Raw genomic sequence first — 24,256 nt, 5'->3', positions numbered from 1 at the left:
TATAATCAAGTTGGACGAGCTTTTCAAGGCTCGCTTTCGCCGCCTCCCGACTGCAGCAGCATGGCAATGCTCCTGAGCGTTCTGCAGGCTTGTTCGTAGCGGAACCTTATGCTGTCCGTAATGCCGTATGTATCGCGTATATCATCATCGTTCGCCGTTCCGTAGACCGTTAAATTCAGCGTCAAATGCAAAGCTGCGGCGAAACAATCCACCGTCTCCTCGCTGTCGTCAAGCATCCAGCGGTAGGCGGCCGTCCCATACAAATATTGCAGGCTCTCTTTCCAAAGCTCTCTGGCAAAATGAGGAAGTGTCGGATCATCGATCTCTACGACGGACTCGGTCCTCTCCTGAATGCGCGTAATCGGCTCCGGAAATTGGTCGATGGACAGAGGCGTTTCCTCGATTTCCAGCTCTACGCGTTCGTCCAGCCGGTTTAAGGCAATCCTTCCGGTTGCGCCCCTCTTGCGTAAGCATTGCAGCGCTTTGAACTGCACCAAAGGATGAACCGGATCACGCTGCAGCCATTCCTTGATCATGTCTGTAACTTGGTCGTCTTCGATATAGGCGGCTCTCTCGAGAGCCAGCATTTGTTGGTCCATCATCGGATGATGCTGCATAATATACATCACTTGATTGATATAAGCTTCATCCTGATGCGGAGGCTTCAGCAGCTGCTCCCGGATCGACGCTTCGTCGTCCATATCCTTGCTTTCTTCTTCCGTTTCGATGCCTTCGCCGTCCGGAAAAGCCATCTCTAGCCAGCCGAGCAGGCTTTCCCACTCTTCATAATGCCGCTTCTCCTGGCCTTGGCACTGCAGCAGAAAACGAAGAAGATTTTTCGCGTCCCGGTATTGCTCCGCCTCAAGCATGCGAGTTAACTGAATTTGGTATTGATCCAGCATGCTGGGGAATAAATAGACATTGTCCTTCCCCTCGGTCCGAGTGTCTTCAGGAGTCATTATGTTTTCACCGCCTTCGTGCAACTCCTGCAAAAGCTTAGGAATACACCCAATAATCTTGCGAACGATTATACCATGAGGCGGCACAATAAAAAAAGTTTCACATTTTTTGCGATTTTTTAAAAAGCCACTTGCAAAACGATTTATCTCCATGCTATAGTATTAATCACGCGTCCCAGTAGCTCAGTTGGATAGAGCACTCGCCTTCTAAGCGAGTTGTCGGGGGTTCGAATCCCTCCTGGGACGCCATTTACTTCCTGAAGATGAAGATCGATCCGATACATAAAACCTCCGAAGCCTTGATTTTGCCAGGCTCGGAGGTTTTTTTTGTTCTTTAAAGACGGGGTCAGCGAACTGCGCGATTTCTCTTCTGGAGACGAGGCTGCTTTACTTGTTCTCACCTGCTTTTTTCGAAATAGTTCCTCTTACCATGAGATTGCGCGCTTGGCATCCCATCTATGCATCAGGCAGGCGATGCGACCGACTCTGACGCACCGGTAACCGCTTTTTTCATCGTTATTGCACCACTCGACCGACTCTCCCGCACTAGGCGACATTTCTATCATTGCGCATTAATCTGCAAGCACCGCATCTGCAACTTTCCGAAAAGTTACCGCCACAAAATACCGTCATCGCTGCTACGAGCAGCTGCCCCGCCTCGCCCGGCAGCCACCCGGACATCCCGGTAAGGCAAGCCCTGCCCGTCACCGGTTCTGCAGAAGCAGCAGCACGATTTGCCGGGTGGTGGGCTGGAGGCTGCCGCCAAGGGGCTCGGCGCTTATCGTAATAATGTCCGCCGTGCGCAGCGTCTCCGTCTTCATGTGCAAATGTCCGCGTTCGCCGATCAGCTTCACGACCCCAAGCGAGTCGCTTCTGCCGCCGCCGACAGCCCACGCTTGATAGACCGTTTCGTTCAGCCCTTGCAAATGATCGATCAGCAGAAAAGCCTCGCTGCTGTCCCCGCTAAGCCACAGGTAGCCGTTCTCCGACCGGCCGTCCTGCGCGACGATGCGGTAGCGGGACGTATCCGCGGCCTGGACGATCTTAAGGGCACCCGGCTCCTGACGTTCCACATAGGTCAAATACGGCTCCTGCTCATGCTTAGACGTTACGTCAGGCACCCCGTTCATTACGATCGACAAAAGAATAATCGCCGCGGCAACCGGCAAAGCTCCGGCAAGCGCCCGCTTCCGCAGCCGCCGCAGCTTCCGCTTCATTCCGAGCCAGCGAACCTCTCGATCCAGCGACGCGCGCAGCCGAGGGGAAAGCGCAGCCGGCTCATGCGCCGGACCCAGGCTGACCGTCTCGTCAGCTAACAATTCACGCCATTCCCGCTTAACCGCAGCGCACGCCGCACATTCCGCCGCATGCCGCTCAAGCGTCTGCCGTCTCCATCCGTCCGCATTGCCCAGCAGCACATCGATCCAATCCTGCTCCGTGTAGCCCTTCGAGCAAGCGCCGCGCCCATCAGAACCATCTCCAATGCGATGCCTTGCCGTCACCACTCGCTTTCCCTCCTTCCGCCGTTGTCCGAGGCCCAGCCTCTTTTGGCTAAACCTTTACGCAAATTCCCGATCCCGTAACGAATCCACGATTTCACCGTTCCAAGCGGAACCTGCCATTCCTCGGCAAGTTCACGCTGCGATTTGTCGCCGAAATAAGCCGTTACCACCGCATTCCGCTGCGGCAGCGGCAGGTCATCAAGCGCCTCCCTTACTGCCAGCCTCTCCATCAAACCGATCGCCTTATCCTCGGGCGTTGTTTCGATTAGCAGCTCTCCATGCTCGGCACCACCCGAAGCGACCGTTCTTTGTTTTTTTCGAAGCCGGTCCAGACACCTGCTCTTTGTCATGACCGCCAGCCAGGCTTCGATCGAGCCTTTGGCCGGCTCATAGCGGTCTCCCTTCCGGAGCGCCTCCAAAAAAATATCATGACAAACATCCTCAGCCTCCATCCTGTCGCCAAGCATCCGGAGCGCGACGCGGAGCACCAAGGGCGCATACCGGGTATAAAATTGATCAAAAGCAACACTCGACCCTTCGCACATCTCCCGCAGCACCGAGGCCATCCTCTCATTCGAAAGAATGTCGTCATAGGCCCCGTTCTCCTTCTCTTGACGCACAAGAATCTCCCTCCTGAATGTGTCATTCATTTTTTATTTATCAAAAAAATCGCCGATTGAAAACTCCAAAAAAAAATTTTTAGAGCTTGATAAATCCATTTCGGTTTCTGGCGCGTACTCCTTTTGAAAAGGCGCGCCAACGCCAATAAAGAGACCATTCAGGGAGGTTGATCATCATGCGCAAAGCATGCCGCCAGGCAGGCATCCTGGCTCTGATTTTCGCCATTCTGTGGACGGGAGGCAGCTGGCTTAAGCCCGAAGCCGTTCATGCGGCAGGGCCGCTCGAGCTGTATACCCCTTATACGGCCGTCGACGCGGCGCCGGGGGAATCCGTCAACTATACGATCGATGTGATAAATAACGGCGAAGGAATCGTCGCCGCCAATATCGGGTTCGAAAACGCAAAAACGCCTTGGACCTACGAGCTGACGGCGGGAGGACGCGCCGTCAAGCAGCTTGCCGTCAGGCCGGACGGCACGCAATCGCTCAGTCTTCGACTGGACGTTCCGCTTGAGATCGACAAGGGTGAATACAGCTTTGCCGTAACAGCGGGCGACGCAAGACTTCCTCTGCGCGTTTTTATTGCGGAGAAAGGCACCTTTACTTCGAAGCTCGAGATGGAACAGGCTAACATTCAAGGCCACTCGGACTCTAACTTTACGTTCTCGGCTACGTTAACCAACCAAACGGCTGAAGAGCAAACCTATGCCCTGGCCGCGGCGCCGGATACAGGCTGGGAGGTGCGGTTCAATTCAGGAGGAAGCGGCGTAACGTCGGTGACGGTTGAGCCGAACGCGTCGCAGACCTTGTCGATCGAGGTGCTTCCGCCGGATCAAGTAGCCGCAGGCTCATACAAAATCCCGATCATGGCTTCCAATACCAATACGAAAGCGGAGGCCGAGCTTGAAGCTGTAATAACGGGAAGCTACGGCATCGGGCTGACAACCGCCGACGAGCGGCTTAACGCTACAGTGAAAGCCGGCGGCACGAAATCGCTGCAGCTTACGGTGACGAACACCGGCACCGCCAAGCTGGAAGATATCAGCATGAACGCCCAGACGCCGACCGATTGGGAAGTCACCTTCGAGCCCAAAACGATCCGATCCCTGGAGCCGGGCAAAACCGCCAGCGTGCAAGCCGTCATCCGCTCCGCCGAGGATTCGCTGCCAGGGGATTACGCGCTGAATCTGCAAGCGCAATCCGCTCAGAAATCGGCTGACGCCGCGATTCGAGTCGCCGTTAAATCGTCCTCGCTTTGGGGCTACATCGGACTCCTTATCATTGTGGGCGTCGCCGCCGGCGTATACTGGCTGTTCCGGAAATACGGGAGGCGTTAATCGTGGCTCCGCATATCGAGAACGCAGAACTGGCAGTGGAGTTGTCGGGACTTTCCAAAGCCTACGGCGACCATCTCGCCGTCAATAAATTGGATTTGACCATTCCGAAGGGCGAAATTTTCGGCTTGCTCGGTCCTAACGGCGCGGGTAAAACGACGACGATCCTCATGATGCTTGGCTTAACGGAGCCAACAAGCGGCGTCGTGCGCGTGCTCGGGCTCGATCCGGCGCGGAACGCGCTGGAAATCAAACGGAGAGTTGGCTATATGCCCGATGATCTGGGCTTCTATGAGGACCGTAGCGGCTTGGACAATCTCATCTATACCGCCAGATTGAACGGCCTCTCCGGGGAGGCCGCGAGAGAAAGCGCGAAGCGCCTGCTGGAGAGAGTCGGCTTGTCCGCCGCCGGCGGCAAAAAAGTCGGCGCTTATTCCCGAGGCATGCGCCAACGGCTTGGGCTCGCGGACGTGCTGATCAAGCGGCCCGAAATGATTATTTTGGACGAACCGACGCTTGGTATCGACCCGAAAGGGGTATCCGAGCTTCTGGAGCTGATCACGCGGTTAAGCAAAGAAGAAGGGATAACCGTGCTGCTCTCGTCCCATCATCTTCAGCAAGTCCAGCAAATTTGCGACAGGGTTGGCCTCTTTGTAAGCGGCAGGCTCGTTGCCTGCGGGGGGCTGGAGGAGCTGTCCAAGTCGCTGGAAGAGCAGCATGCCGTTATCGTCGAAGTGGAGGTCGACGGATGGACCGAGGAGCTGCGCCGCGAGCTTGAAGCGCTGGAAGGCGTCGCGTCTATTAGACATGTGGCGGAGCATCCGAACGGGCGGCAGACTGCCGCCGAGGTGGCGTGCAGCTCCGATCTGACGGCGAAGATCGCCGGTGCGGTCGTGGCGAAAGGCGCCGGCCTTCTCGGCATTCGGAGGCGGTCGTACAGCCTGGACGACGTCTATCGCCGTTATTTCGAAGGAGGCGACACTTATGGACATTAAAGCTTTACGGACTAAACTGTCGGGGACGATAACCTCCGCATTCCAAACCTATGCCAAAAAAGAGGAGAAGCCCGCTTCTTCGTCATCCGCCTTCTGGATTATGGTGCAGAAGGAATTCGGCGACCACATCCGCAGCTGGCGGTTTGCGATATTGATGGGCATTATTCTGCTCGCTTGCATCGGCTCCGTCTATTCGGCGGTAACGGCGCTGCGCAGCGGCAGCGCCGCCGAACAAGCGGAGGAAGGCTTCCGGTTTCTTCAAGTCTTTACGCTTTCGGACGGAACGCTCCCCAGCTTTATCTCCTTCGTCACGTTTCTGGGGCCGCTGATGGGCATCGCGTTGGGCTTCGACGCCATTAATACGGAACGAAGCAAAGGCACGCTGAGCAGACTCGTCTCTCAGCCGATATACCGGGATGACATTTTGAAAGCGAAATTCGTCTCCACCCTGCTGGTTATAGCCGTCGCGATCCTCGCGCTTGGGCTGCTTGTGATGGGGCTCAGCTTAATCGTCATCGGCTATCCTCCTACGGCGGAGGAAGTGTGGCGGGTGCTTCTGTTCCTGCTTACGGCGATCGTGTACGTCGGTTTTTGGCTGAACCTCTCCATTCTGTTCTCCGTGCGGTTCCGCCAAGCGACCACTTCGGCGCTTGCCGGCATTTCGCTTTGGATTTTCTTCTCGGTGTTCTACAGCATGATCCTGAATCTCATCGCCAAAGGCGCCGCGCCCTCTTCAACTGCCGGAACGGAGGAAGTGATGGACTACCAGCGGCTGATGATGATGCTTAATCGCCTCTCCCCTTCCGAGCTGTTCAACGAGGCGAATATGACGCTTCTAATGCCGAGCGTCCGCTCGCTCGGACCGCTTACGATGGAGCAGGTCGTCGGCGCATTGCCGAGCCCGCTTCCGCTGGGGCAAAGCCTTCTCCTCGTCTGGCCGCAGCTGACCGGCATGATCGCCGCAACGATGATCTGCTTCGGCTTGTCGTACCTGCTCTTCATGCGGCAGGAAATTCGTTCCCGTTCGTAAACGGGAAGCTTCGCAAATCAAAAAACAACCGGTCTTGGCACAAAGCCTTGACCGGTTGTTTCTTTTGTTTAACGGGCAGCAAACTCTTGCAGCTGCGCCACCTTTTCTTCCGTTAATTCGCCGCTGTTGTCGAAAATAAGGATATGGCTTTGCGGAATATCCCAATTAATCTCCGGCACAAAATCGACCCGCTTTTGGAAGTCGCTCCAATGCTCCAGCTTCCATTGGTCGCGCTCGGTCTGTCTGCCGACGATGCGGTCCTTCTGCAGCTCCATGTTCTGCAGCGTCACGACGATTACTTTGACATCAACCTGGTCTTTCGTGAGGCCTGCGGCAGCAATAACCTCTTCGATCCACTGCTTATTTTTCAGCTCGGCGGTAAAAGGAGAAATCATAAAGACGTTTTGGCCAGCCGCCAAATTTTCAATGCACACATCTTTAGCGGTATCATATTCGAGATCGCGCAAATTCGCTTTGTAGAAGTCAGAGTCGCGGTCGTTTTTGTCGAGCCCCTTCATTTCCAGAATCGCTTCCACAAACCGTCCCCCGATCGTATCGCGATCAAGAAAAGCAGCCGGCATGACCGCGCTAAGCTTTTTGGCAACCGTCGTTTTCCCCGTTCCGGCTACTCCTACAAAAAATATCAGCTTCTGCATCGTAGACGCCCCCATAAACGTTTTGGACAAATTATACCATGAATTGCCGCGAAAAAAAGTTTTCCGCATGAAAAGATCGGCCATAGCTCCTTCGTAGCCTAAAGCCGATCCCGCGGAAGCTTATGATTCTTGAAATAAGGAACGGATGCGCTCCCTGACCCCTTCCATCGCCAGGACCCGGTCCCCGAACCGCTGCAGCGCGCTGTGATCCGACTCCGGTGAAGAAGCCGCGTCGTCCGTAATGGCTTTGAAGGCTTGATGCATATTATTGTCAAACCAATCGATATCCGTGTCCGCATCATTGCGCAGCACTTCCTTTAACGCCGGCTCGCTGCCAACGCTTGTGAAATAGGCTAACACAACAGGCGCCTTGGCGTCGTCCGTCCGCACCTCCACCTCAGCGCACGCGGCCCCGGCGCGATCAACCATTCCTCTTACATGAGCATCAAGCGGATTCATCGCATTGCTCCTCTCTTACAAAATGCCCATCGTTTCAATATGGCGTCTCGTCTCTCCCGTTCCGCACTCGTAAAGCAGCCGGTAGATTTGGCTGACGAGCTCATCCGAACCGCTGTTCAGCGATTCGTCATGGTTCGTCTCATAAGGCGTTGTTGCAAAATGTCCGATCTCCGCCTCATCCATCGACGAAAGCTCCTCGAACAGCTCGCGCAAGCGGGCGACTTCTTCGTCATTCGCGTCAATGGCCAGCTCATAAGCCGCCGCTTCGGGGTCGGCTAGTATTTGCCCCGCCTGAACCGATACGTAAAACCGCTTCCGTCCTCCATTGACATAGGTTTGGCTGTCATTCTCCATCGTTCGTTATCCCTTCCTTCCGTCTTCGAAATGCGACTCAAGCCTTTCACCTCCACTAGGTTCCCCCGTCGGACAGACATTTTATCCCTTTTTTCAGCATATAACTGTTATTATCGCGACTGGAGTCCAGCAAAGAGAGGAATGAGAAACATGTGCGGAATTACCGGCTGGATTGATTGGAACAGTGACCTGACCAAAGAAAGCGACAATCTGGAGAGAATGACAGACACGCTCGCCCCCCGCGGCCCGGACGCTGCGGGAACTTGGATATCGGCGCACTGTGCGCTCGGCCACCGCCGTCTCTCGGTCATGGACCCGGAGAACGGCGCCCAGCCTATGATTCGTTACACCGGCGACGACAAATATGTAGTCGTCTATAACGGCGAGCTTTATAACGCGCCCGAGCTGAAGAGAGAGCTTGAGAGCCGCGGCCGAACCTTTACGACAACATGCGACACGGAGGTGCTGCTGGTCGCCTTTATGGAGTGGGGCCGCGCATGCGTGGAACGGTTCAACGGCATATTCGCTTTTGCGATATGGGATGTTACAGCCCAAGAACTGTTCCTGGCAAGAGACCGGCTCGGCGTCAAGCCGTTGTTCTTTTACCGAAAGGACGGCTTGTTCATCTTCGGCTCCGAGCCGAAATGCATTCTGGAGCATTCCGCAGTGAAAGCCGAAGTCGGAGCAGAGGGACTCGCTGAAATTTTCATCATCGGTCCCGCGAGAACACCGGGCCACGGTGTATACAATAACATGAGCGAGCTCCGGCCCGGACAATGCATGGTGGTCAATCACGCCGGAGTCAAAACCATTACCTACTGGCAGCTTCGCAGCCAGACGCATGAACATACCGTGGAGGAAACGGCTGAACATGTCAGAGAGCTGCTGAAAGACACCGTCGAACGCCAGCTCATCTCCGATGTGCCGGTCTGTACGCTGCTGTCCGGAGGACTCGACTCCAGCGCTTTGACGACGATTGCGGTGGAGTATTACAAAGAAACGGGGCAAGGCAACGTCCATACGTATTCTGTCGATTACCGCGATAACGACAAGCATTTTAAGGCGCACGCGTTCCAGCCGAACAGCGACGCGCCGTGGATCGAGCGTATGACCTCCCATCTCGGCACCGTACACCACCCGATTCAATTCGATACGCCGGAGCTTGTCGCCACTCTCTATAACGCGACGCTGGCGCGGGATTTGCCGGGAATGGCCGATGTTGACGCCTCCCTGCTGCTGTTCTGCCACGAGATCAAAAAGGGAGCGACTGTCGCGATTTCTGGGGAAGCCGCGGACGAAATATTCGGCGGGTACCCTTGGTTTCACCGCGATGAGGCGCTGAACGCCGACACGTTCCCCTGGTCGCTGGCAACGGCGATGCGGGCGGATTTGTTGTCCCCGGACATCGCGGCATGGATTAAGCCGGAGGAGTATATCGGAGACCGATACGCGGACGCCGTCGCGGAGGTGCCGCACTTGGACGGAGAGGATGAGCAGCGCAGACGGATGCGCCGCATGTCCTACCTGAACATTACCCGCTTCATGCCTACTCTCCTCGACCGCAAGGACCGGATGAGTATGGCGGCGGGCCTTGAAGTCCGCGTTCCGTTCTGCGACCACCGTCTCGTCGAATATGTATTCAACATTCCTTGGGAGATCAAGACGGCGGGCGACCGCGAAAAAGGCATTTTGCGCAAGGCGCTGCAAGGCGTTTTGCCGGATGACGTGCTGTGGCGCAAGAAGAGTCCGTATCCGAAAACGCATAACCCGAACTATTTGACCGCAGTCCGAGGTCTGCTTCTGGACGTCTTGAACGACCCAAGCTCGCCTCTGCTGCCCCTCATTAACGTGAAAAAAGTCCGTGAGCTCGCGGAAGCCGATTCCGCAAGCTCCAACATCCCTTGGTTCGGCCAGCTGATGTCGGGCCCGCAATTGTTCGCTTATCTGTATCAGGTTAATGTGTGGCTGAAAGAATACAAGGTTTCGATTGGCTAACGAACGGGAACCGTCCGCGGTTCAAGATAAAGCCGCCTTTTCAAGACGCTTGTCTTGGGGGGCGGTTTTCTTGTAATTGCGCTATTCGTACGCAACTACTCTTTTTATATTGACGTTTATTATTGAGTGGGGAAGATGTTGTATTTGGAGGCGTACGTGGGGATTCCACAGTGGAACTCGCCGCTGCAAGGACGGCAAAAAAGAAATAGCGACAAAAGTGCACCTATTCAAAGAAATACAAAGCGTTTTGCCGGAAATAAGGACAAAAGTACCCCTATTCCTTCGCTTTACCGTTTTTTCTGTTAGGGCGCAAACGAATAGGTGTATTTTTGTCGCTATTCCTTAACTACAGCTTCATTTCGATGAAAATAAGTGCATTTTTGTCGCTAATAGTTGGAGGCTGGACGCCGCGGCGCTTCGTAGGATAGAGCCCGCTGTGTAGACCGGCGCGCCTCTACCGCTCCAGCTTAACAAGCAGAGTCTTCAGCCACGCGGCGCTTCGTAGGGCAGAGCCCGCTGTGTAGACCGGAGCGCTTCTACCGCTCCAGCTTAACGAGCAAAGCCTTCAGCGCCTCGCCGCGGTGGCTGATGGCGCCTTTCTCCTCTTTGGTCAGCTCCGCTATGCCTCTGCCCAGCTGCGGCAGCCAGAACAGCGGATCGTAGCCGAAGCCGCCGTCGCCGTGCGGACGGTCCGTAATGACGCCGTCCACCGTTCCTTCGGCCTCCACAAACTCGCCCGTCGCAGGATCGTAAAGCGCAAGCGCGCAAACGAATTGCGCGCGGCTCAGCAGCTTGGAGCCGTCCGGCAGTTCTTCCCCGAGCGTCGCGCCAATACCGCTTAGCTCCCTTAGCAGCTTCGCGTTATTATCGCTGTCGGTCGCGCCTTCTCCTGCGTAACGGGCGGAATAAACGCCCGGCCTGCCTCCAAGCGCTTCTACGCGCAGCCCCGAATCGTCCGCCAGAGCGGGAACGCCGAGCGCGTCCCCCGCCGCCTTCGCTTTGATCCGGGCATTCGCCGCGAACGTGTCCCCGTCCTCCGGAATATCCGGTATTTCCGGATAGTCAAGCAGGCTGGATACGCCTTTGCCCAGCTTTTCCAGCGCGTGGGCGAACTCCTTCACTTTGCCTTTATTTTTCGTCGCTACGACGATAACGGATTGTCCCGATAACACATTCCCTGCCATATCGTTATCCCCCGATGCGCGAAGCGGATTCTCCGAGCGCTTCCTTCTGCTTCCCGATCAGCTCCGCAATGCCCGACTCGGCAAGCGCCAGCAGCTGGTTCAGCTCTTCGCGCGAGAACGGAGATTCTTCTCCCGTTCCTTGCACTTCAACGAACTTCCCTTGCCCGGTCATGACAACGTTCATGTCGACCTTCGCCTTGGAATCCTCTTCGTAGTTCAGATCAAGCATCGCTTTCTCCTGGATAACGCCAACGCTGACGGAGGCCAAATAATCGCGAATCGGATATTTATTGAACGAGACCGTTTTGGACAGATGTTCAACCGCAAGCGTAAGCGCGACGAAAGCGCCCGTAATCGATGTGGTGCGCGTGCCCCCGTCCGCTTGTATAACGTCGCAGTCCAGCGTAATCGTCCGCTCGCCCAGCGCGCTCAAATCAACGACGGAGCGAAGCGCTCTGCCGATCAGACGCTGAATTTCCATCGTGCGTCCGGTCAGCTTGCCTTTGGCGGCTTCGCGCTGGTTGCGGGAATGCGTCGCGCGCGGCAGCATCGCGTATTCCGCGGTCACCCAGCCTTTGCCTTGTCCCTTCATAAAAGGCGGAACGCGTTCCTCGACGGTGGCCGTACAGATCACTTTTGTATCTCCGACCTCAATCAGAACCGAGCCCTCCGCGTGTTTATTTACATTTGTCGTTATTTTGACCGGCCGAAGCTGATTCGGTTCGCGACTGTCATTTCTCATCATTGAATGCCTCCTGAACGTTACTTGCCATTTTAACCCTTCCTATTTTAGCAAAGTGAAAGCCGGAATGCATCTAAAGCCGCCCCGCCCTGAAGCGAAAAGAAAAAAGAACGAGCCGGACGTATGCCCGATTCGTTCTTCCCTTCCCGCTTGGCAGCTTCGTTCTTAAGATTTAAGAGCGTTGACATGATGCGGTCTGCCAACCGGCTCGCTGTACGATTTGTTCGCATCGTCCGTCAGATTTGTGTCGCCGTTGATGCTGATTTGCACCTCGGATGCGCCTGTGTTTTCGGTCAGGGACAGCACGATCGACTCCAGCATCTCCGCCGGGATCACTTGGCCTGGCTCATACGCCGGGTCCTCCAGGTCGATTTTGACAACGCCGTCCTCCAGCTTCTCGATGCTGGCCACCTCTACATCCGGCAAAATGAGGCCCGTGAGCTTTTTCTTATCGAGAGGCCCTTGAATCAGCTGCTCGATCGCCGCATGCTCCTTCGAATCGGAACGGTCGATCAGCCGTGTGACAGGCACGTAGTACGGCTCTTCGTTAACCGTTTGCGCCGCGAAATAGAGCGTTACCGGCGAAGAATTCGCCACGTTGACCCCTTCTCCGTATTCGATATTGATGCCGATATCACGAGTCAGCGCGCCTTGGATCGGGAATCCTGCAAGCGGCATCTCTTGAAGCGGCTGGCCTGCTACGGACAGCTCAACGCCCTCGATACCAGGCATCGCTGTGAGCGTCCATGTAATCGATTCTACGATCGCGCGCTCGTCCTGCTCGTTATAGTCATTGAAATCGGCGGAAAGATCAACCTTCGCGACCTTCCGCTCATTGTCGTACGAATAAGAAAGCACTTGCGTGCCTTGCGGAATAAGCGGACGGAATTGTTCCGGCAGGAGCGAAGCGTACGCCCCGTTCTCCACCATAATCTCAAGCGCTTTCTGGGCAGCCGTCTCATTCTCGGCAAGCGTATACGGCACCGCGACCGGCGCCAGGTAGCCGTTGCCATCCTGCAAATACACGGTCAATCTCGATTCTTGCTCCCCTTCCAGTACAGCCTGTCCGGTCGGCTCGCCATCAATGCCGTCCGTTTCCTCCACCTGCTGCGGCGGATCGATCGATTTGCTCGTTTGCTGCGAGAACAATCCGCACCCCGTGGTTATGACGGGCAGCGCGATGAGCGCGACGTATGCGGTATTGCGGATCCAATTTTTTTGAATCATTTTGATAATTCCTCCCCAATCGGTTTTTGGCCTGACGGCAACTTTGTACAACTCCTTATTTGTAGTAATATGTATACGAGCCCTTCCCTGTTTTAGACCAGTTTTGTCCAAAAATCGCAAGGGGGAACAAGAATGAGCGACAATCCCGAAAAATACAGCTTGAACAGCGGCAAAGTAGCTTCCGCGACGCAGGAATGGCTTGCCAAACGAGGCGTTACGAGAGAGGCGATCGCCGAGCTCGTCCATTTCCTGCAGAAGGATTATTTCCCGGATTTGACGCAGGAGGACTGCATGGTGCATGTCGATGCCGTCTTGTCCAAACGCGAGGTGCAGAATGCGGTGCTGACCGGCATTCAGCTCGATATTTTGGCGGAGGAAGGCAAGCTGCTGGCACCGCTGCAGGACATGATCAAGCATGATGAGAGCCTGTATGGCTGCGACGAAATATTGGCGCTTTCGATCGTCAATGTGTACGGAAGCATCGGCTTCACCAATTTCGGTTATATCGACAAGATGAAGCCAGGCATCCTTGTGAAGCTCAACAGCAAAGACGACGGGGAGATCCATACGTTCCTGGACGATATCGTCGGCGCGATTGCGGCATCGGCCGCAAGCCGGATCGCCCACCGCAAGCAAGCGGAGCGCGAAGGCGTTACGACGCCCCCGCTCGACTAAAACAAGGACGCAAAAAGCCTCGCAGACCCCAATCGGTCCGCGAGGCTTCTCTTTAAAATTTATCTCCAGCCCAGCTTCATGAGCACGTCTCCGATTAATCCTTCCAGCTGGTGACGTCCCGTTTCCGTATTGTGCATAAGCACAATCCCTTCTCCCTTCGCCGGGTGAAAAACAAGCATGCTTTGGAAGCCGACTCCCCAGCCATAAGACGCCGCTTGTATGTCATCCTTCGCCTGGCCGAGAAACAATCCCAGCCCCGCAAAATTGCTGTTCCCCTGCGGCGTCAGCATTTGCTTGGCGCTTAACCGCGACAGTCCGAGCTTGCTCTCCCCTCTGTACGCCCTCATGATTTCAATCGAAAGCTTGGCCAGATCTGCCGGCGTCGACCATAATCCCGCCGCAGCCGGGAACGGATAAACAGGGAATCGCTCCCGCGTCCGAGCTCCGGACCGTTCATGCCCCGATGCGAAACGGTCCGCTGGCATTATCCTATCGGGGGAGCAATATAAGCTTTCCGTCATCCCGAGCGGCCCGAATACCGTTTCATCCATAACGGTCTCAAAAGTTTTGCCGCACCGATCCTCGATCGCTTGCTGAATGACGCAATACCCCGCATCCGAGTAACGAAAAGCAGTGCCGGGCGCCTCGGTCACCTGGACGGGGGCCGGATGATACCGGGTTCCGCCCGCAAGAATCTCAGCCATGGGTGGAAGCCTCTCGTCCTGCCGGTGAATATCGAAGCTTCCTTCCCGATCAACGATACCGGCCTGATGGCTAAGAAGGTCCATGAGCGAAGCTTCACGGCCTCCTAGGGACGAATGCATCGGCAGCTTCCATGCGGCTAAGTAGTCGTTGATTGGTCTATCCAATTGAAAAAGGCCCTGCTCGGCAAGCGCTAATACGAGCACAGCCGTCCCCAGCTTGCTGATCGAGCAGGCTGCAAATCTCGTATCGCGCCTAACCTCGCCCTCTTCGACTGCATCAAGCTTGCCAAGACAAACCGACTCCCGAAGCTCATCATTTCCCGTCATAACCGCGCTAAAGCCGATCACTTGATGATGCTTCATTCGTTCCGTAATAAATGCCGCCAATTCGCTCAATGCTCCACTCTCCTCTGAACCCCATCCGGCAATTGAATCCGCCAATTCCATATCCATTATAGAACATGCGTTCGCTTATGAGAAGGGGTAATGCGAAGATTATTCCGCTTGCCGAAGCAGCGGCTTGTTCGGGAGGTAATGGAGGGAACGGACGAACCGGATCGTCTTCGTCTTCGCGCGCATGACGATGGAATGGGTCTCTGCCCGTTCATCCGGAAAGTAACGCACCCCGCCAAGGAATTCGCCTGGCGTTACGCCGGTAGCCGCGAAGATGACATCCTCCGTGCCGACCATATCCTCCATCGTGAGAACACGATACGGATCCGCAATTCCCATGCCGATGCAGCGCTCGTATTCCGATGCGTCCGCGGGCATCAGCCTTCCTTGCAGCTCGCCGCCCATACACTTGAGCGCAGCCGCAGCCAATACGCCCTCCGGCGCTCCGCCGGAGCCGACATACAAGTCAATGCCCGCCTCAGGGAATGCCGGGGCCATGGCGCCGGCCACATCGCCGTCCGACAAAAATTTGATGCGGACGCCAACCTTGCGCAGCGTCTTCACCAGCGACTCATGACGCGTTCGATCCAGGATCATAACGGTTAAATCGGCTACCTTCTTGCCAAGCGCGTCCGCGGCTTTCCGCAGCGTCGTCTCCATCGGATCCGTAATGCTCAGCTTCCCGACAAGCGAGGGACCGTACGACAGCTTCTCCATATACATATCCGGCGCATGGAGGAGCTGGCCTTTGCCGGCGACGGCAATGACGGAGAGCGCATTGTTCAGCCCTTTGGCAACGATCTCCGTTCCTTCCAACGGATCGACGGCCACATCCACCTCAGGGCCGTTCATGCTGCCGACCTGCTCTCCGATATATAGCATCGGCGCCTCGTCCATTTCCCCTTCCCCAATAACGACCGTGCCTCGAATGGATACGGAATCAAACATCGCGCGCATCGCTGACGTAGCTGCGCCGTCGGCGCCGTTTTTATCCCCGCGTCCCATCCATGGCGCCGACGCCAATGCGGCCAGCTCCGTTACCCGTACGATCTCTAAAGCAAGTTCTCTCTCCATTGTCCTTCTCCCTCTCCTATTTGTTCGTCTAACTAAGATGAAATTAGTGCGTATTAATTCATTTAATATGTAACATATAATTAAATATGACGCAATATATAGGATGCATAATTCGCTATAATGAGTTCTAAACAAACAAATAAAATATCCTTATAGAAAGAAAACAGGCCGTCTATTCCTCGTCTTCAAGACAGGAGTAGACAGCCTGTTACTATGCTTATTTGTTATCGTTTCACGATTCTCTGTTGGGAGTCCGAATCATTCTCCCGAACCGTCCGCCCCGCCTGCTTCGATCAGCGTGCCGTACACTTCAACCTCCCACAAGGAGTAGCCGTACGGCGTGCCGCGCTCCGCACCCCATATTCGAATGTGGCGGGCATCCGCTCCATTCAGCGCAATCGTATCGATTCCGCCGTTCCCGTTCGCGTCGGCGTGGACATCAACCCAATCGCTTTCACCCGGCACCGATGCAGTGGAGACTTGCAGCTTGTAATTTTTCGCGAACGCGCCTTCCCAACGAAGAACGGCTTCCTCCAGTTCATACAAGCCGCCGAGGTCAACCGTCAGCCATTGCGGGTCGGCGAACTCGGATTCCCATCTTGTTCCCGTATTCCCATCAAAGGCTAGACCGGCCGAAGCTTTGCCGGTAGAGGCGTCCGCAGATCGGTTCAGCGCGATATTAGCAGCGGCCGTCTTCACTTCCTGCGTCACTTCGTTCAGCCCGTATCCCGTCGCCTCTATAGCGATCGCGTACGTTCCTTTGGACGGAAATACGCTTGCATCAAGCGTCAGACGGCCTGCTTCAAGGATGTACAGGTCCGAGCTGACCGGCGTTCCATTGACGCGGATGGATTGGACCGAAGAACGCCACGTCTCCGAATCCGGGAATGTGACCGTTATGCTCTGGCCAACCTTATTCTCGCTCGCGTCGGCCGTCAGGGCTGGAGGCGCGGCGACTTCGCGAATCGCAACGTTATCGATAAAGACGGCGTGCTCCGCGTCCGGCGTCTTCAGATCGCCATTGACGACATTGCCGAGCAGAAACTTCAGCGCAAGCGTGATGTCGCCGCCGGGACGAAGCACGGTTTTATGCGCGGCTTCGCTGTTCGAGCTTAAGTTGAACAGAACCTGCGCAGCTCCGTTATAGCCGCCAAGCTCGACCGCAATCGGGCGGTCGGCGGTGCTCCAAGCGTTGAAGCTAAGCTCATACATCCTGCCTGCTTTAAGCTCGATGCCGGATTGATTCAGCTGCGTCGACCAGCTGATTGGCACATTCCACTGCGGGTGCATACCGCCATGCCAATGAATGACGGCTTTGGCCGCTCCGTTCTCCGCAGTAACCGTCGAATCGCCGCCTTCGCCTTCCCATGTCTCCCAGCTAGCCAGTCCTTGAGTCATATCGCCGTTCAGCACAAGGTTGCCGTCGGCAGCCAGCATCTCTTGACGGACCGTTACGTCCGCGTACGCGTCCGCTTTAATCACAATCGCATAAATGCCTTCTTGCGGAAAAACCGTTCCAGCGATCGTGATATGCCCATCATTGACCGTATAATCGTCAGCCGCCAATTCGATATCATTGACCAGAACCCCTGAAATTGCGCTTGCCCAAGCCTCATGTGGCGAATAAGCCAGCTCGGCATCCGCTCCCGCGAAGTTGCCGTCTTCGTCAGGAATAACGGTCGCAGGACGTAATGCCGGCGCGTATTGCACGCTAAGCGTTACGTTATCGACGAAAATATCGTGAGCAGCCGAAACGCTGTTCGGCGTCTTGCCCATCATAAATTTGAGCGCCGTTGTTTCGTCGATCGGCATGCGGAACACAAAGGTATACCGCTTCGTCTCCGGCGTAACAGCCAGCGATCCCGAGAAAAATCTGCGTTCGTAAGCGCCGTTTTCAATCGATACCTCAATATCTCTTGCAACGCTTGACCGGACATCGAACGCCAGCTCATAACTCAATCCGCCTGTCAACTGAAGGCTGGACTGGTTCAGCATCACGTTCCAGCCTTCCGTGCCTACATTCGTGACATGAACTCTTGCCGCTCCGTCCTCCATGCCGAAAGCCGCCGCTCCGACTTGCGTGAACGGCTCCCAGCCATTTAAGCCGAAATAAAAATCGCCGTTTTTCACCGGGTACAAGTCAACGCCCGTGTAGTCAACGTTACGGTTCGATGTGCGGATCAGCTCCACATTGTCAAGCTGAACGTCTCCCGTCGCGCCGCCAAGCAGCACCTGCAGCTGCGCTTCCGGATCCGTAACGCCCTCCGGCATCGTAAACGTATGCGTGTAGCGTTCCTTCGTTGAACCGAGCTCTTCCGCAAAAGGTCCCGCATATACGGTACCGCCGTCTTTACTCGCCAATCGAACGGCCATCGAGCGCCCGGCTTCGCTCCATGCGTCAAAGCTTAGCTGGTACGTGTCGCTTTGCAGCAATTGAATACCCTTCTGCGTCAGCGTTATATCGCCGACGCCTGCTCCGCCGGATGTCACGTCCGCCGTCAGCCAGCGCTCATCCGGATCGACGGCCGCCGTTACCGCAGCTCCTTCCGCCGCATCGACATGCCAATATTTCATCCGGTCCATCGTGCCTAAATCGAAGGCCCCGTTGTAAACGTGGTTACCGTTATTAAGCGGGGACTTCGGATCATCCGGCGAGCTGAGCATATCGATCTCTTCAACCTTTACGTTGCCGATCCATACGTCGCTAATATTTTGACCCATGTTGAATTCTAACCGCGCCAGCGGGTTCGTGCTGCCCGTCATCTGGAAGCGGAACTCATAGGATTCGAGCGATTCCTTCAGCGCGACATTGAAGTTATCCGAATAAATCGCCCAGTTGCTGCTGGCGTCGCCGCCGAATTTGACGCTCATGCCGCGGCTCGCTTCCGCTTTCGCGTCGAAAGTAAGCTTGTAATAATGGCCTTTGGTCAGCGTCAAATATTGAATAAGCTGCAGCGCGTGAACCGCGTTCCCCCCTTCGGTCAACGAGAACTTGGCAAAGGTGCCGCCGTCAATCGTCTCGACGGATGCCGAACCTTTCCCGCCAAACTCATTGTCATGGAGGAAGTTCCAATACGTCATATTCATATCCGGAGCGGCTGCCGTTACATCCGTAATGCCCTCCGCGTAACCCGCATCATAGATTAGACTGCCGTTAACAGGCGGCTTGCCGTCCTGCGGAAAATCGTCTTTTACAAGAACCGGCTCGACCGGCTCCTTATACTCGCGCCCGGTCAACTCGTATACGCGAACATAATCGACTTCCATTGCCGCCGGGATTACGCCCGGGTCGGGCGCGCGTCCGCCGTCGTAATTGCCGCCGACAGCCAGATTCATGATGATGTAGAACTCCTTGTCAAAAGGCGCGGGAAAAGCGTATTTGTCCGGCTGGCCCGCTCCCCAGCTATGCCAGTCGTTAATCGTCTGATACAGATTGCCGTCCACATACCATCTCAGCTCGCCGGGCTCCCATTCCACGGAATACGTATGATAAGCCGTAAAGTCCTGTCCTTCCGGGAACTCGTAGCTGGAGCCTGTCAATTTATTATTCGGAGAGTTTTTCACATAATGGATTGTACCGTCCACCTCGTGCGGAAGTCTTCCGCGCGCTTCCATAATATCGATCTCGCCGGAAGAGGCCCATCCGCCGTATTCGGAATCCTTCGGCATCAGCCAGAACGCGGGCCATAAGCCCGTTCCGGCCGGCAGCTTCATTCTCGCCTCAAATTTTCCGTATTTTTTAGCGAAGGTCGGCGATGTCCACAAGCGGCCGGACGTATACGCTTTGCCGCCCATGCTTTCGTTTTTCGCTTCGATGACGAGTTTTCCGTCTTCGACCGATATATTGTTTTTCGAGTAATATTGGAGCTCGTTATTGCCCCAGTTGGCTACGCCATACTCGACGCCGGTGCCTTCCTGATAAGCCCATTTTTCGAGGTCGACCCCGTTCGTGTCAAGCCTAACGCCCGAACCGTCGAATTCATCGTTCCATACTAAAGTCCACATCGACTCGGTTACGATCTCCTGCGTCACCGCGGCAGGCTCGAAGCCTGCCGCCCGGATCGTAATCGTGTAGGTCCCCGCCTCGCCGAACACCTCGCCGTCTATCGACAGCTGCGTGGAAGCAGCCTCGTATTGGTCCGCAGTTAATAAGATATCATTCACAAAAACCTTATTGATGCCGGCTGCCCATGCCGCGTTTGGCGCGAACGTCAGCACGATCTCCCCGCCCACGACGTTATTGCTTGCGTCCGGCGAGACGACTGGAGGCGCAGTCAGGCCAATGTTATGGCCGGCTCGCGTCTTCTCCCCCGTCGCCTCCTGCGCGCCTTTCAGCTCGAACCGAACGTTGTCGATAAAAATGTCGTTGGCCGCTTCTGCATCGTCCGGCAGCTTGCCGAACAAAAACTTCAGGCTGACCGAATCATCCTTCGGCATCGTAAACTCGAAGCTGTAGGCCTGCGTATAGTCCTCAACCTTCAGCCTTTTATCCAAATAGCGGAAATAGGCTGTATTTTCGGCCGACAGATCCATGGAACGAGGCGTCGCGGCCCTCGCCACAAACGATACGATATACGTCTGGCCCTTCTTCAGATTTACTGCGGGCTGGGAGAGCACAATGTCCCAAGGATTTACGCCCGGGTGCTGAACGGATGCGCGAAGCCCGCCGTTTTCTTCAGCGAACACCGCTCTGGACGGCCCGTCGTATACTCCTTGCACGTGAGTCAGCCAATCCGTCATGCCGTTGTCGAAATAGCCATTGACCGCCAAGAACGCGTCCTTCCTCGCATCCTTGACTTCCACCTTCACATTATCGACCCAAACCTGATGCGGGACGGTAATCGAAGCAGCATCCGCCAGTTTGCCAAGCAGCATTTTAAAGGAAGCCGTCGCGTCCGCCGTTACTTCAAGCTCGTAGTTGAAGGTTTTCCAATTCTCCGTTAACGCCTCGCGTTTCGATAATAGTCTTGTCGCGCCGTTATTTATATCGAGCACGATTTCCGTCTCCCGGTTTAACGAAGCTTTCGCATCCAAGCTAATGACATAGGTTTGGCCTTTCTTGAGCGCAAAGTCCGTCTGCATCAGCATGACATCCCATGGATTGTTGCCGACGCTGGAAATATGGCCGACCATCGCTTCGTCCTGAACGCTGAAGCCGGTCACTTGGTCCCAGCCGTCGTACCGGCCTTGAACATGCTCGCTCCAGCTCGTTTTGCCGTTCGAGAAATCGCCGTTTTTAAGCGGGAATTGATCCGACAGCGGCAGCTCCCCGATATTGTTGTCGGTTGTGCGCACGAGCCGCACATCATCCACATAGACATCGCCGTTTGCGCCGCCTAAGAGGAACGCCAGCTGGCTGGATGCCCCTTCGCCGCCTTCAACCCAGAACGTCAAGGCGTGTTCTTCCATCTCCGTGCCGATCGTTACCGACTTCGCTTCAGCATAGACCGATCCGTCCTGCTTGCGCAGCTCCGCCGCGATCGTTTTTTCCCCGGACGCTCTTGCTTTAAAGGTCAATCGGTATTCATTGCCGTCAACCAGCGTAAGTCCCTTTTGCACCAGCGCAATATCGCTTGCGGATGAGCCTGGCGATGAAACGGCAACTTTAAGCTCCCTATCATCTTGGTCTACTGACCCTTGCGATGAAGCGTCGCCTTCGTTTTGCAGCTGCCAGTATGTCATCCGGTGCATGTAACCGAGGTCAAAGCTTCCGTTATAAACATGGTTGCCGTCTTCAAGCGGCTCTTTATCGACATTTTCGGCATAAGGATCCGGCGCCGTCGTTTCTTCAAGGCGCACGCTGCCGATCCATACCGGCTGCGTGCTGAGACCCATGTTAAATTCGAGGCGAGCCAGCGTGTCGGTTTCGCTTGCCATTTGGAACGTCATTTCATAGCTTTGCAGCTCGCTCGAAAGATTCGCCTGAAGACTGTCCGAGTAGACGGACCATCCGCGGCTTTCTCCGCCGCCAAGCTTAACGGTCATCGCACGATTCGCGTTCGATTTGGCGTCAAAGCTGAGTTTATACCATCTGCCTTTGCCAAGTGTCACGTTCTGGATCAGCTGCACGGCGTGCGCCGCGTTTCCGCCGTTTGTAATATCGGCTTTAAAGTAACGCGTCCCATCGATTACGTCGATGCTGTCTTCACCCGCTCCCCCGAAATCCGGTACGCGGACGAAGTTCCAGTAGTCCTCATTCAAAGCCCCTGCTGTCGTAATATCCGCAACGGGCTGCTGGAACGAAGTGTCATAAACAAAGCTGCCATTTATCGGCTCTTTATAATCCGCCGGATACGGCTCCGCGTCTATAACCGGCTCGACCGGCGTACGGTAAGGCTGGCCGTCAAGCTCGTAGACGCGGACGTAATCGACAACCATTTCGGCCGGAAGATCGGAATCTTTCGGCAATCTGCCGCCGTCGTAGTTGCCGCCTACCGCCAAGTTCAAAATCATATAGAAAGGCTTATCGAACGGTGCCGGATAAGCGTATTTCGCAGGCTGCCCCGCGCCCCAGCTATCCCAATTATTGATGGTCTGGTACAGCTCGCCGTCCACATACCACCGAATTTCACCCGGCTCCCACTCTACGCCGTACACGTGGAAGTCTGTAATATTTTCGCCTTCCTCGAAGCGGTACACATCGCCGGTCGCTTTATTGTTTGGCCAATTTCTGCCGAAGTGGATCGTTCCGCCGACCTCTTCCGGCAAACGGCCCCTTGCTTCCATAATGTCCAGCTCGCCGGATGCTGCCCAGGCGCCATATGCGCTGTCCTTCGGCATCATCCAAAATGCGGGCCATAGACCTTCGCCTTCGGGAAGCTTGATGCGGGCTTCGAATTTGCCATAGGTTTGGGAGAACGTCGGCTCCGTAAACAACCTGCCGGATGTGTACGACTTTCCTTCATGCGCCTCTTTCCTGGCGGTAATCGTTAACATTCCGTTCTCCACGGCAATATTCTCGGAACGGTAATATTGCTGCTCATTATTGCCCCAGCCGTCCAAGCCGTATTGAGCGCCCGTTCCGAGCTGATAGCCCCATTTGTCCTTATCGACGCCGTTCGGATCCAAATTGTCTCCCGATTTATCGAACTCGTCGCTCCAGACGAGCTTCCAATCGTCAGCGTCAGGCAGATCGGTTGGTCCCGGACTTGGAGTCGTCGTGGGAGCCGGCGTAATAACCGGACCGCTCGGCGCGCTTGGCGTAGGTGTCGGCGACGGAGAAACTCCAGTCACTTCAACTCCCGCCTCATTCAAAATCTCTTCGATGCTGCCCTTGGACCGCAGCGTACTGCCTTCCGCGCTTTCGAGGAAACGAAGCAGTTTAACGAACGCTCCTTCCTCCAATTCAATTATGGATTTATTCTCTACCGCCATCTCGGTTACGTTAGACTGCTCGCCAAGAACGACCCTTACGGTTCCCTCCAGACGGTTGACGATCAACGTGCCGATACGGGATTTAAGAATATGAACGCTTTCGCTGCCGCCCCCGTTAATGTGAAGAGCGCCAAGAACTTCGGAATCCGCAATCTCCACATCGCCTTCTCCGACGCCTGCCGTCACATACATATTTCCGTTTACAACGGCGTTTTCCAGCTTCACGCCTGCCGTGTTGACGACAAGATTGCCGTCCAGCTTCATATCTTTATACGTTCCCGGAGCTTGGATGACCTCGCCTGCCAATTCGCTGAGCAGGGCTACGGCTTCCGCGCGCGTAACCGGTTTAAGCGGCCTTAGTGTGCCGTCCGGATAGCCGTTCATGCTGCCGTCAGTGGTCAGCTTTGCAAGAGCGTTCTCGGCATAGGCATGCACCTCGTCCGCGTCCTTGTAGCGCGATAATGGAGAGGCCGACAGCTCCTTTTCCGAGGCCATCAGCTTAAACGCTCCGGCCACCATTTTCGCGGCGTCCTGTCTGCGGACATAAGCGCCGGGCTTGTACTGGCCGTCCGGATAACCGTTAATGATGCCGGCGCCCGCCGCCGCCGCAACATCGGCGTAATACCAAGCCGTCTCCGGCACGTCCGAAAAGGCGGGAGCCGCGCTGGCAGGATAACGGAATACGCTGTTGATTAAATGAGCGAATTGCGCCCGCGTAACCGGCTCATTCGGCCTAAGCGATCCGTCCGGATAACCGGCCATTAGCCCTTTTTCAACCCAATCCTTCATCGTCTCTATGCCCCAATGGCTTTCTTCCGCGACGCTCGCGGCCGTGCTTGAGGCATTTGCAGCCGCGCCATTCGCCCAGCCTGGCATCATGGAAAACAGCATCGATGCGACCAGTATCGCGGATAACCTTTTTTTCATCATACGTGCAGAACTCTCCCTTCCATTTATGAAAGCTGTCGACTTTTATCGA

Annotated in this window: 17 protein-coding genes and 1 tRNA gene; 6 read left to right on the top strand and 12 right to left on the bottom strand. The window is 55.5% G+C overall.

All coding sequences use genetic code 11. The annotated features are described in order from the left end of the window. Window positions 1-23: 23 nt before the first annotated feature. Window positions 24-959, bottom strand: coding sequence for a hypothetical protein (locus D3P08_RS19735; RefSeq protein ID WP_240647662.1), 936 nt, complete (start codon window positions 957-959; stop codon window positions 24-26). Between the two features lie 172 nt (window positions 960-1,131). Between D3P08_RS19735 and D3P08_RS19730 the strand changes: the two genes are divergently transcribed. Next, window positions 1,132-1,208: transfer RNA gene (locus tag D3P08_RS19730), tRNA-Arg, on the top strand. Between the two features lie 455 nt (window positions 1,209-1,663). Here D3P08_RS19730 and D3P08_RS19725 read toward each other — a convergent pair. Then, window positions 1,664-2,464, bottom strand: coding sequence for an anti-sigma factor (locus D3P08_RS19725; protein WP_119601743.1), 801 nt, complete (start codon window positions 2,462-2,464; stop codon window positions 1,664-1,666). Continuing rightward, window positions 2,458-3,081 carry an RNA polymerase sigma factor gene (locus D3P08_RS19720; RefSeq protein ID WP_240647661.1) on the bottom strand — a complete coding sequence of 208 codons (624 nt, stop codon included), beginning with the start codon at window positions 3,079-3,081 and terminating at the stop codon, window positions 2,458-2,460. The genes D3P08_RS19725 and D3P08_RS19720 overlap by 7 nt, the downstream gene beginning before the upstream one ends. A 176-nt stretch (window positions 3,082-3,257) precedes the next feature. Between D3P08_RS19720 and D3P08_RS19715 the strand changes: the two genes are divergently transcribed. Genes D3P08_RS19715 through D3P08_RS19705 form a run of 3 tightly spaced genes read left to right on the top strand, consistent with a single transcriptional unit; the run spans window position 3,258 to window position 6,440 of the window. Further along, window positions 3,258-4,418 carry a COG1470 family protein gene (locus D3P08_RS19715; protein WP_119601741.1) on the top strand — a complete coding sequence of 387 codons (1,161 nt, stop codon included), beginning with the start codon at window positions 3,258-3,260 and terminating at the stop codon, window positions 4,416-4,418. A gap of 2 nt (window positions 4,419-4,420) precedes the next feature. Next, window positions 4,421-5,410: an ABC transporter ATP-binding protein gene (locus tag D3P08_RS19710; RefSeq protein ID WP_240647660.1), complete on the top strand. Its 990-nt coding sequence runs from the start codon at window positions 4,421-4,423 to the stop codon at window positions 5,408-5,410. After that, window positions 5,400-6,440, top strand: a complete 1,041-nt coding sequence (locus D3P08_RS19705) for an ABC transporter permease (RefSeq protein WP_119601739.1) — start codon at window positions 5,400-5,402, stop codon at window positions 6,438-6,440. Before D3P08_RS19710 ends, D3P08_RS19705 begins: the two co-directional genes overlap by 11 nt. A 68-nt stretch (window positions 6,441-6,508) precedes the next feature. On the opposite strand, the gene D3P08_RS19700 is transcribed toward D3P08_RS19705, so the two are convergent. From D3P08_RS19700 to D3P08_RS19690, 3 genes are all read right to left on the bottom strand, one after another. Continuing rightward, window positions 6,509-7,096 carry a P-loop nucleotide/nucleoside kinase family protein gene (locus D3P08_RS19700; protein WP_119601924.1) on the bottom strand — a complete coding sequence of 196 codons (588 nt, stop codon included), beginning with the start codon at window positions 7,094-7,096 and terminating at the stop codon, window positions 6,509-6,511. Between the two features lie 120 nt (window positions 7,097-7,216). Continuing rightward, window positions 7,217-7,555, bottom strand: a complete 339-nt coding sequence (locus tag D3P08_RS19695; RefSeq protein WP_119601737.1) for a hypothetical protein — start codon at window positions 7,553-7,555, stop codon at window positions 7,217-7,219. Between the two features lie 15 nt (window positions 7,556-7,570). Next, window positions 7,571-7,909, bottom strand: coding sequence for a hypothetical protein (locus D3P08_RS19690; protein ID WP_119601735.1), 339 nt, complete (start codon window positions 7,907-7,909; stop codon window positions 7,571-7,573). Between the two features lie 150 nt (window positions 7,910-8,059). Here D3P08_RS19690 and asnB point away from each other — a divergent pair, with 150 nt between their 5' ends. Further along, complete coding sequence (asnB, locus tag D3P08_RS19685) at window positions 8,060-9,904, top strand: asparagine synthase (glutamine-hydrolyzing) (protein WP_119601733.1); 1,845 nt, start codon at window positions 8,060-8,062, stop codon at window positions 9,902-9,904. A gap of 536 nt (window positions 9,905-10,440) precedes the next feature. On the opposite strand, the gene rdgB is transcribed toward asnB, so the two are convergent. From rdgB to D3P08_RS19670, 3 genes are all read right to left on the bottom strand, one after another. Further along, the gene (gene rdgB, locus D3P08_RS19680) at window positions 10,441-11,088 is read right to left on the bottom strand and encodes an RdgB/HAM1 family non-canonical purine NTP pyrophosphatase (protein WP_119601731.1); all 648 of its coding nucleotides are present in this window, start codon (window positions 11,086-11,088) and stop codon (window positions 10,441-10,443) included. A gap of 4 nt (window positions 11,089-11,092) precedes the next feature. Next, a complete protein-coding gene (rph, locus tag D3P08_RS19675) occupies window positions 11,093-11,833 on the bottom strand; it encodes a ribonuclease PH (RefSeq protein WP_119601729.1) in 741 nt (246 codons plus the stop codon). A 162-nt stretch (window positions 11,834-11,995) separates the two neighbouring features. Continuing rightward, window positions 11,996-13,057 carry a GerMN domain-containing protein gene (locus D3P08_RS19670; RefSeq protein WP_119601727.1) on the bottom strand — a complete coding sequence of 354 codons (1,062 nt, stop codon included), beginning with the start codon at window positions 13,055-13,057 and terminating at the stop codon, window positions 11,996-11,998. A 132-nt stretch (window positions 13,058-13,189) separates the two neighbouring features. Here D3P08_RS19670 and D3P08_RS19665 point away from each other — a divergent pair, with 132 nt between their 5' ends. Next, window positions 13,190-13,732, top strand: coding sequence for a phosphatidylglycerophosphatase A family protein (locus D3P08_RS19665; protein ID WP_119601725.1), 543 nt, complete (start codon window positions 13,190-13,192; stop codon window positions 13,730-13,732). Between the two features lie 59 nt (window positions 13,733-13,791). On the opposite strand, the gene D3P08_RS19660 is transcribed toward D3P08_RS19665, so the two are convergent. From D3P08_RS19660 to D3P08_RS19650, 3 genes are all read right to left on the bottom strand, one after another. Next, on the bottom strand, window positions 13,792-14,832 hold the full coding sequence (locus D3P08_RS19660; protein ID WP_162848538.1) for a serine hydrolase domain-containing protein: 1,041 nt from the start codon (window positions 14,830-14,832) through the stop codon (window positions 13,792-13,794). A gap of 99 nt (window positions 14,833-14,931) precedes the next feature. Next, entirely contained in the window at window positions 14,932-15,903 is a 972-nt protein-coding gene (gene glpX, locus D3P08_RS19655; RefSeq protein ID WP_119601721.1) for a class II fructose-bisphosphatase, read from the bottom strand. 258 nt (window positions 15,904-16,161) lie between these two features. Then, on the bottom strand, window positions 16,162-24,207 hold the full coding sequence (locus tag D3P08_RS19650) for a carbohydrate binding domain-containing protein (RefSeq protein WP_119601719.1): 8,046 nt from the start codon (window positions 24,205-24,207) through the stop codon (window positions 16,162-16,164). Between the last annotated feature and the right edge of the window lie 49 nt (window positions 24,208-24,256).

The sequence above is a fragment of the Paenibacillus nanensis genome (assembly GCF_003583765.1).
Taxonomy (GTDB): domain Bacteria; phylum Bacillota; class Bacilli; order Paenibacillales; family Paenibacillaceae; genus Pristimantibacillus; species Pristimantibacillus nanensis.
The sequence above is the reverse complement of the archived record's forward strand: the minus strand, read 5'-3'. Positions and strand labels throughout refer to the sequence as shown.

Excerpts from the sequence above, each read along its gene's own strand:
- D3P08_RS19735 (WP_240647662.1), bottom strand. The coding sequence starts at position 959 with ATGACTCCTGAAGACACTCGGACCGAGGGGAAGGACAATGTCTATTTA.
- D3P08_RS19715 (WP_119601741.1), top strand. The coding sequence starts at position 3,258 with ATGCGCAAAGCATGCCGCCAGGCAGGCATCCTGGCTCTGATTTTCGCC.
- D3P08_RS19705 (WP_119601739.1), top strand. The coding sequence starts at position 5,400 with ATGGACATTAAAGCTTTACGGACTAAACTGTCGGGGACGATAACCTCC.
- D3P08_RS19700 (WP_119601924.1), bottom strand. The coding sequence starts at position 7,096 with ATGCAGAAGCTGATATTTTTTGTAGGAGTAGCCGGAACGGGGAAAACG.
- D3P08_RS19695 (WP_119601737.1), bottom strand. The coding sequence starts at position 7,555 with ATGAATCCGCTTGATGCTCATGTAAGAGGAATGGTTGATCGCGCCGGG.
- D3P08_RS19690 (WP_119601735.1), bottom strand. The coding sequence starts at position 7,909 with ATGGAGAATGACAGCCAAACCTATGTCAATGGAGGACGGAAGCGGTTT.
- asnB (WP_119601733.1), top strand. The coding sequence starts at position 8,060 with ATGTGCGGAATTACCGGCTGGATTGATTGGAACAGTGACCTGACCAAA.
- rdgB (WP_119601731.1), bottom strand. The coding sequence starts at position 11,088 with ATGGCAGGGAATGTGTTATCGGGACAATCCGTTATCGTCGTAGCGACG.
- rph (WP_119601729.1), bottom strand. The coding sequence starts at position 11,833 with ATGATGAGAAATGACAGTCGCGAACCGAATCAGCTTCGGCCGGTCAAA.
- D3P08_RS19670 (WP_119601727.1), bottom strand. The coding sequence starts at position 13,057 with ATGATTCAAAAAAATTGGATCCGCAATACCGCATACGTCGCGCTCATC.
- D3P08_RS19665 (WP_119601725.1), top strand. The coding sequence starts at position 13,190 with ATGAGCGACAATCCCGAAAAATACAGCTTGAACAGCGGCAAAGTAGCT.
- glpX (WP_119601721.1), bottom strand. The coding sequence starts at position 15,903 with ATGGAGAGAGAACTTGCTTTAGAGATCGTACGGGTAACGGAGCTGGCC.
- D3P08_RS19650 (WP_119601719.1), bottom strand. The coding sequence starts at position 24,207 with ATGATGAAAAAAAGGTTATCCGCGATACTGGTCGCATCGATGCTGTTT.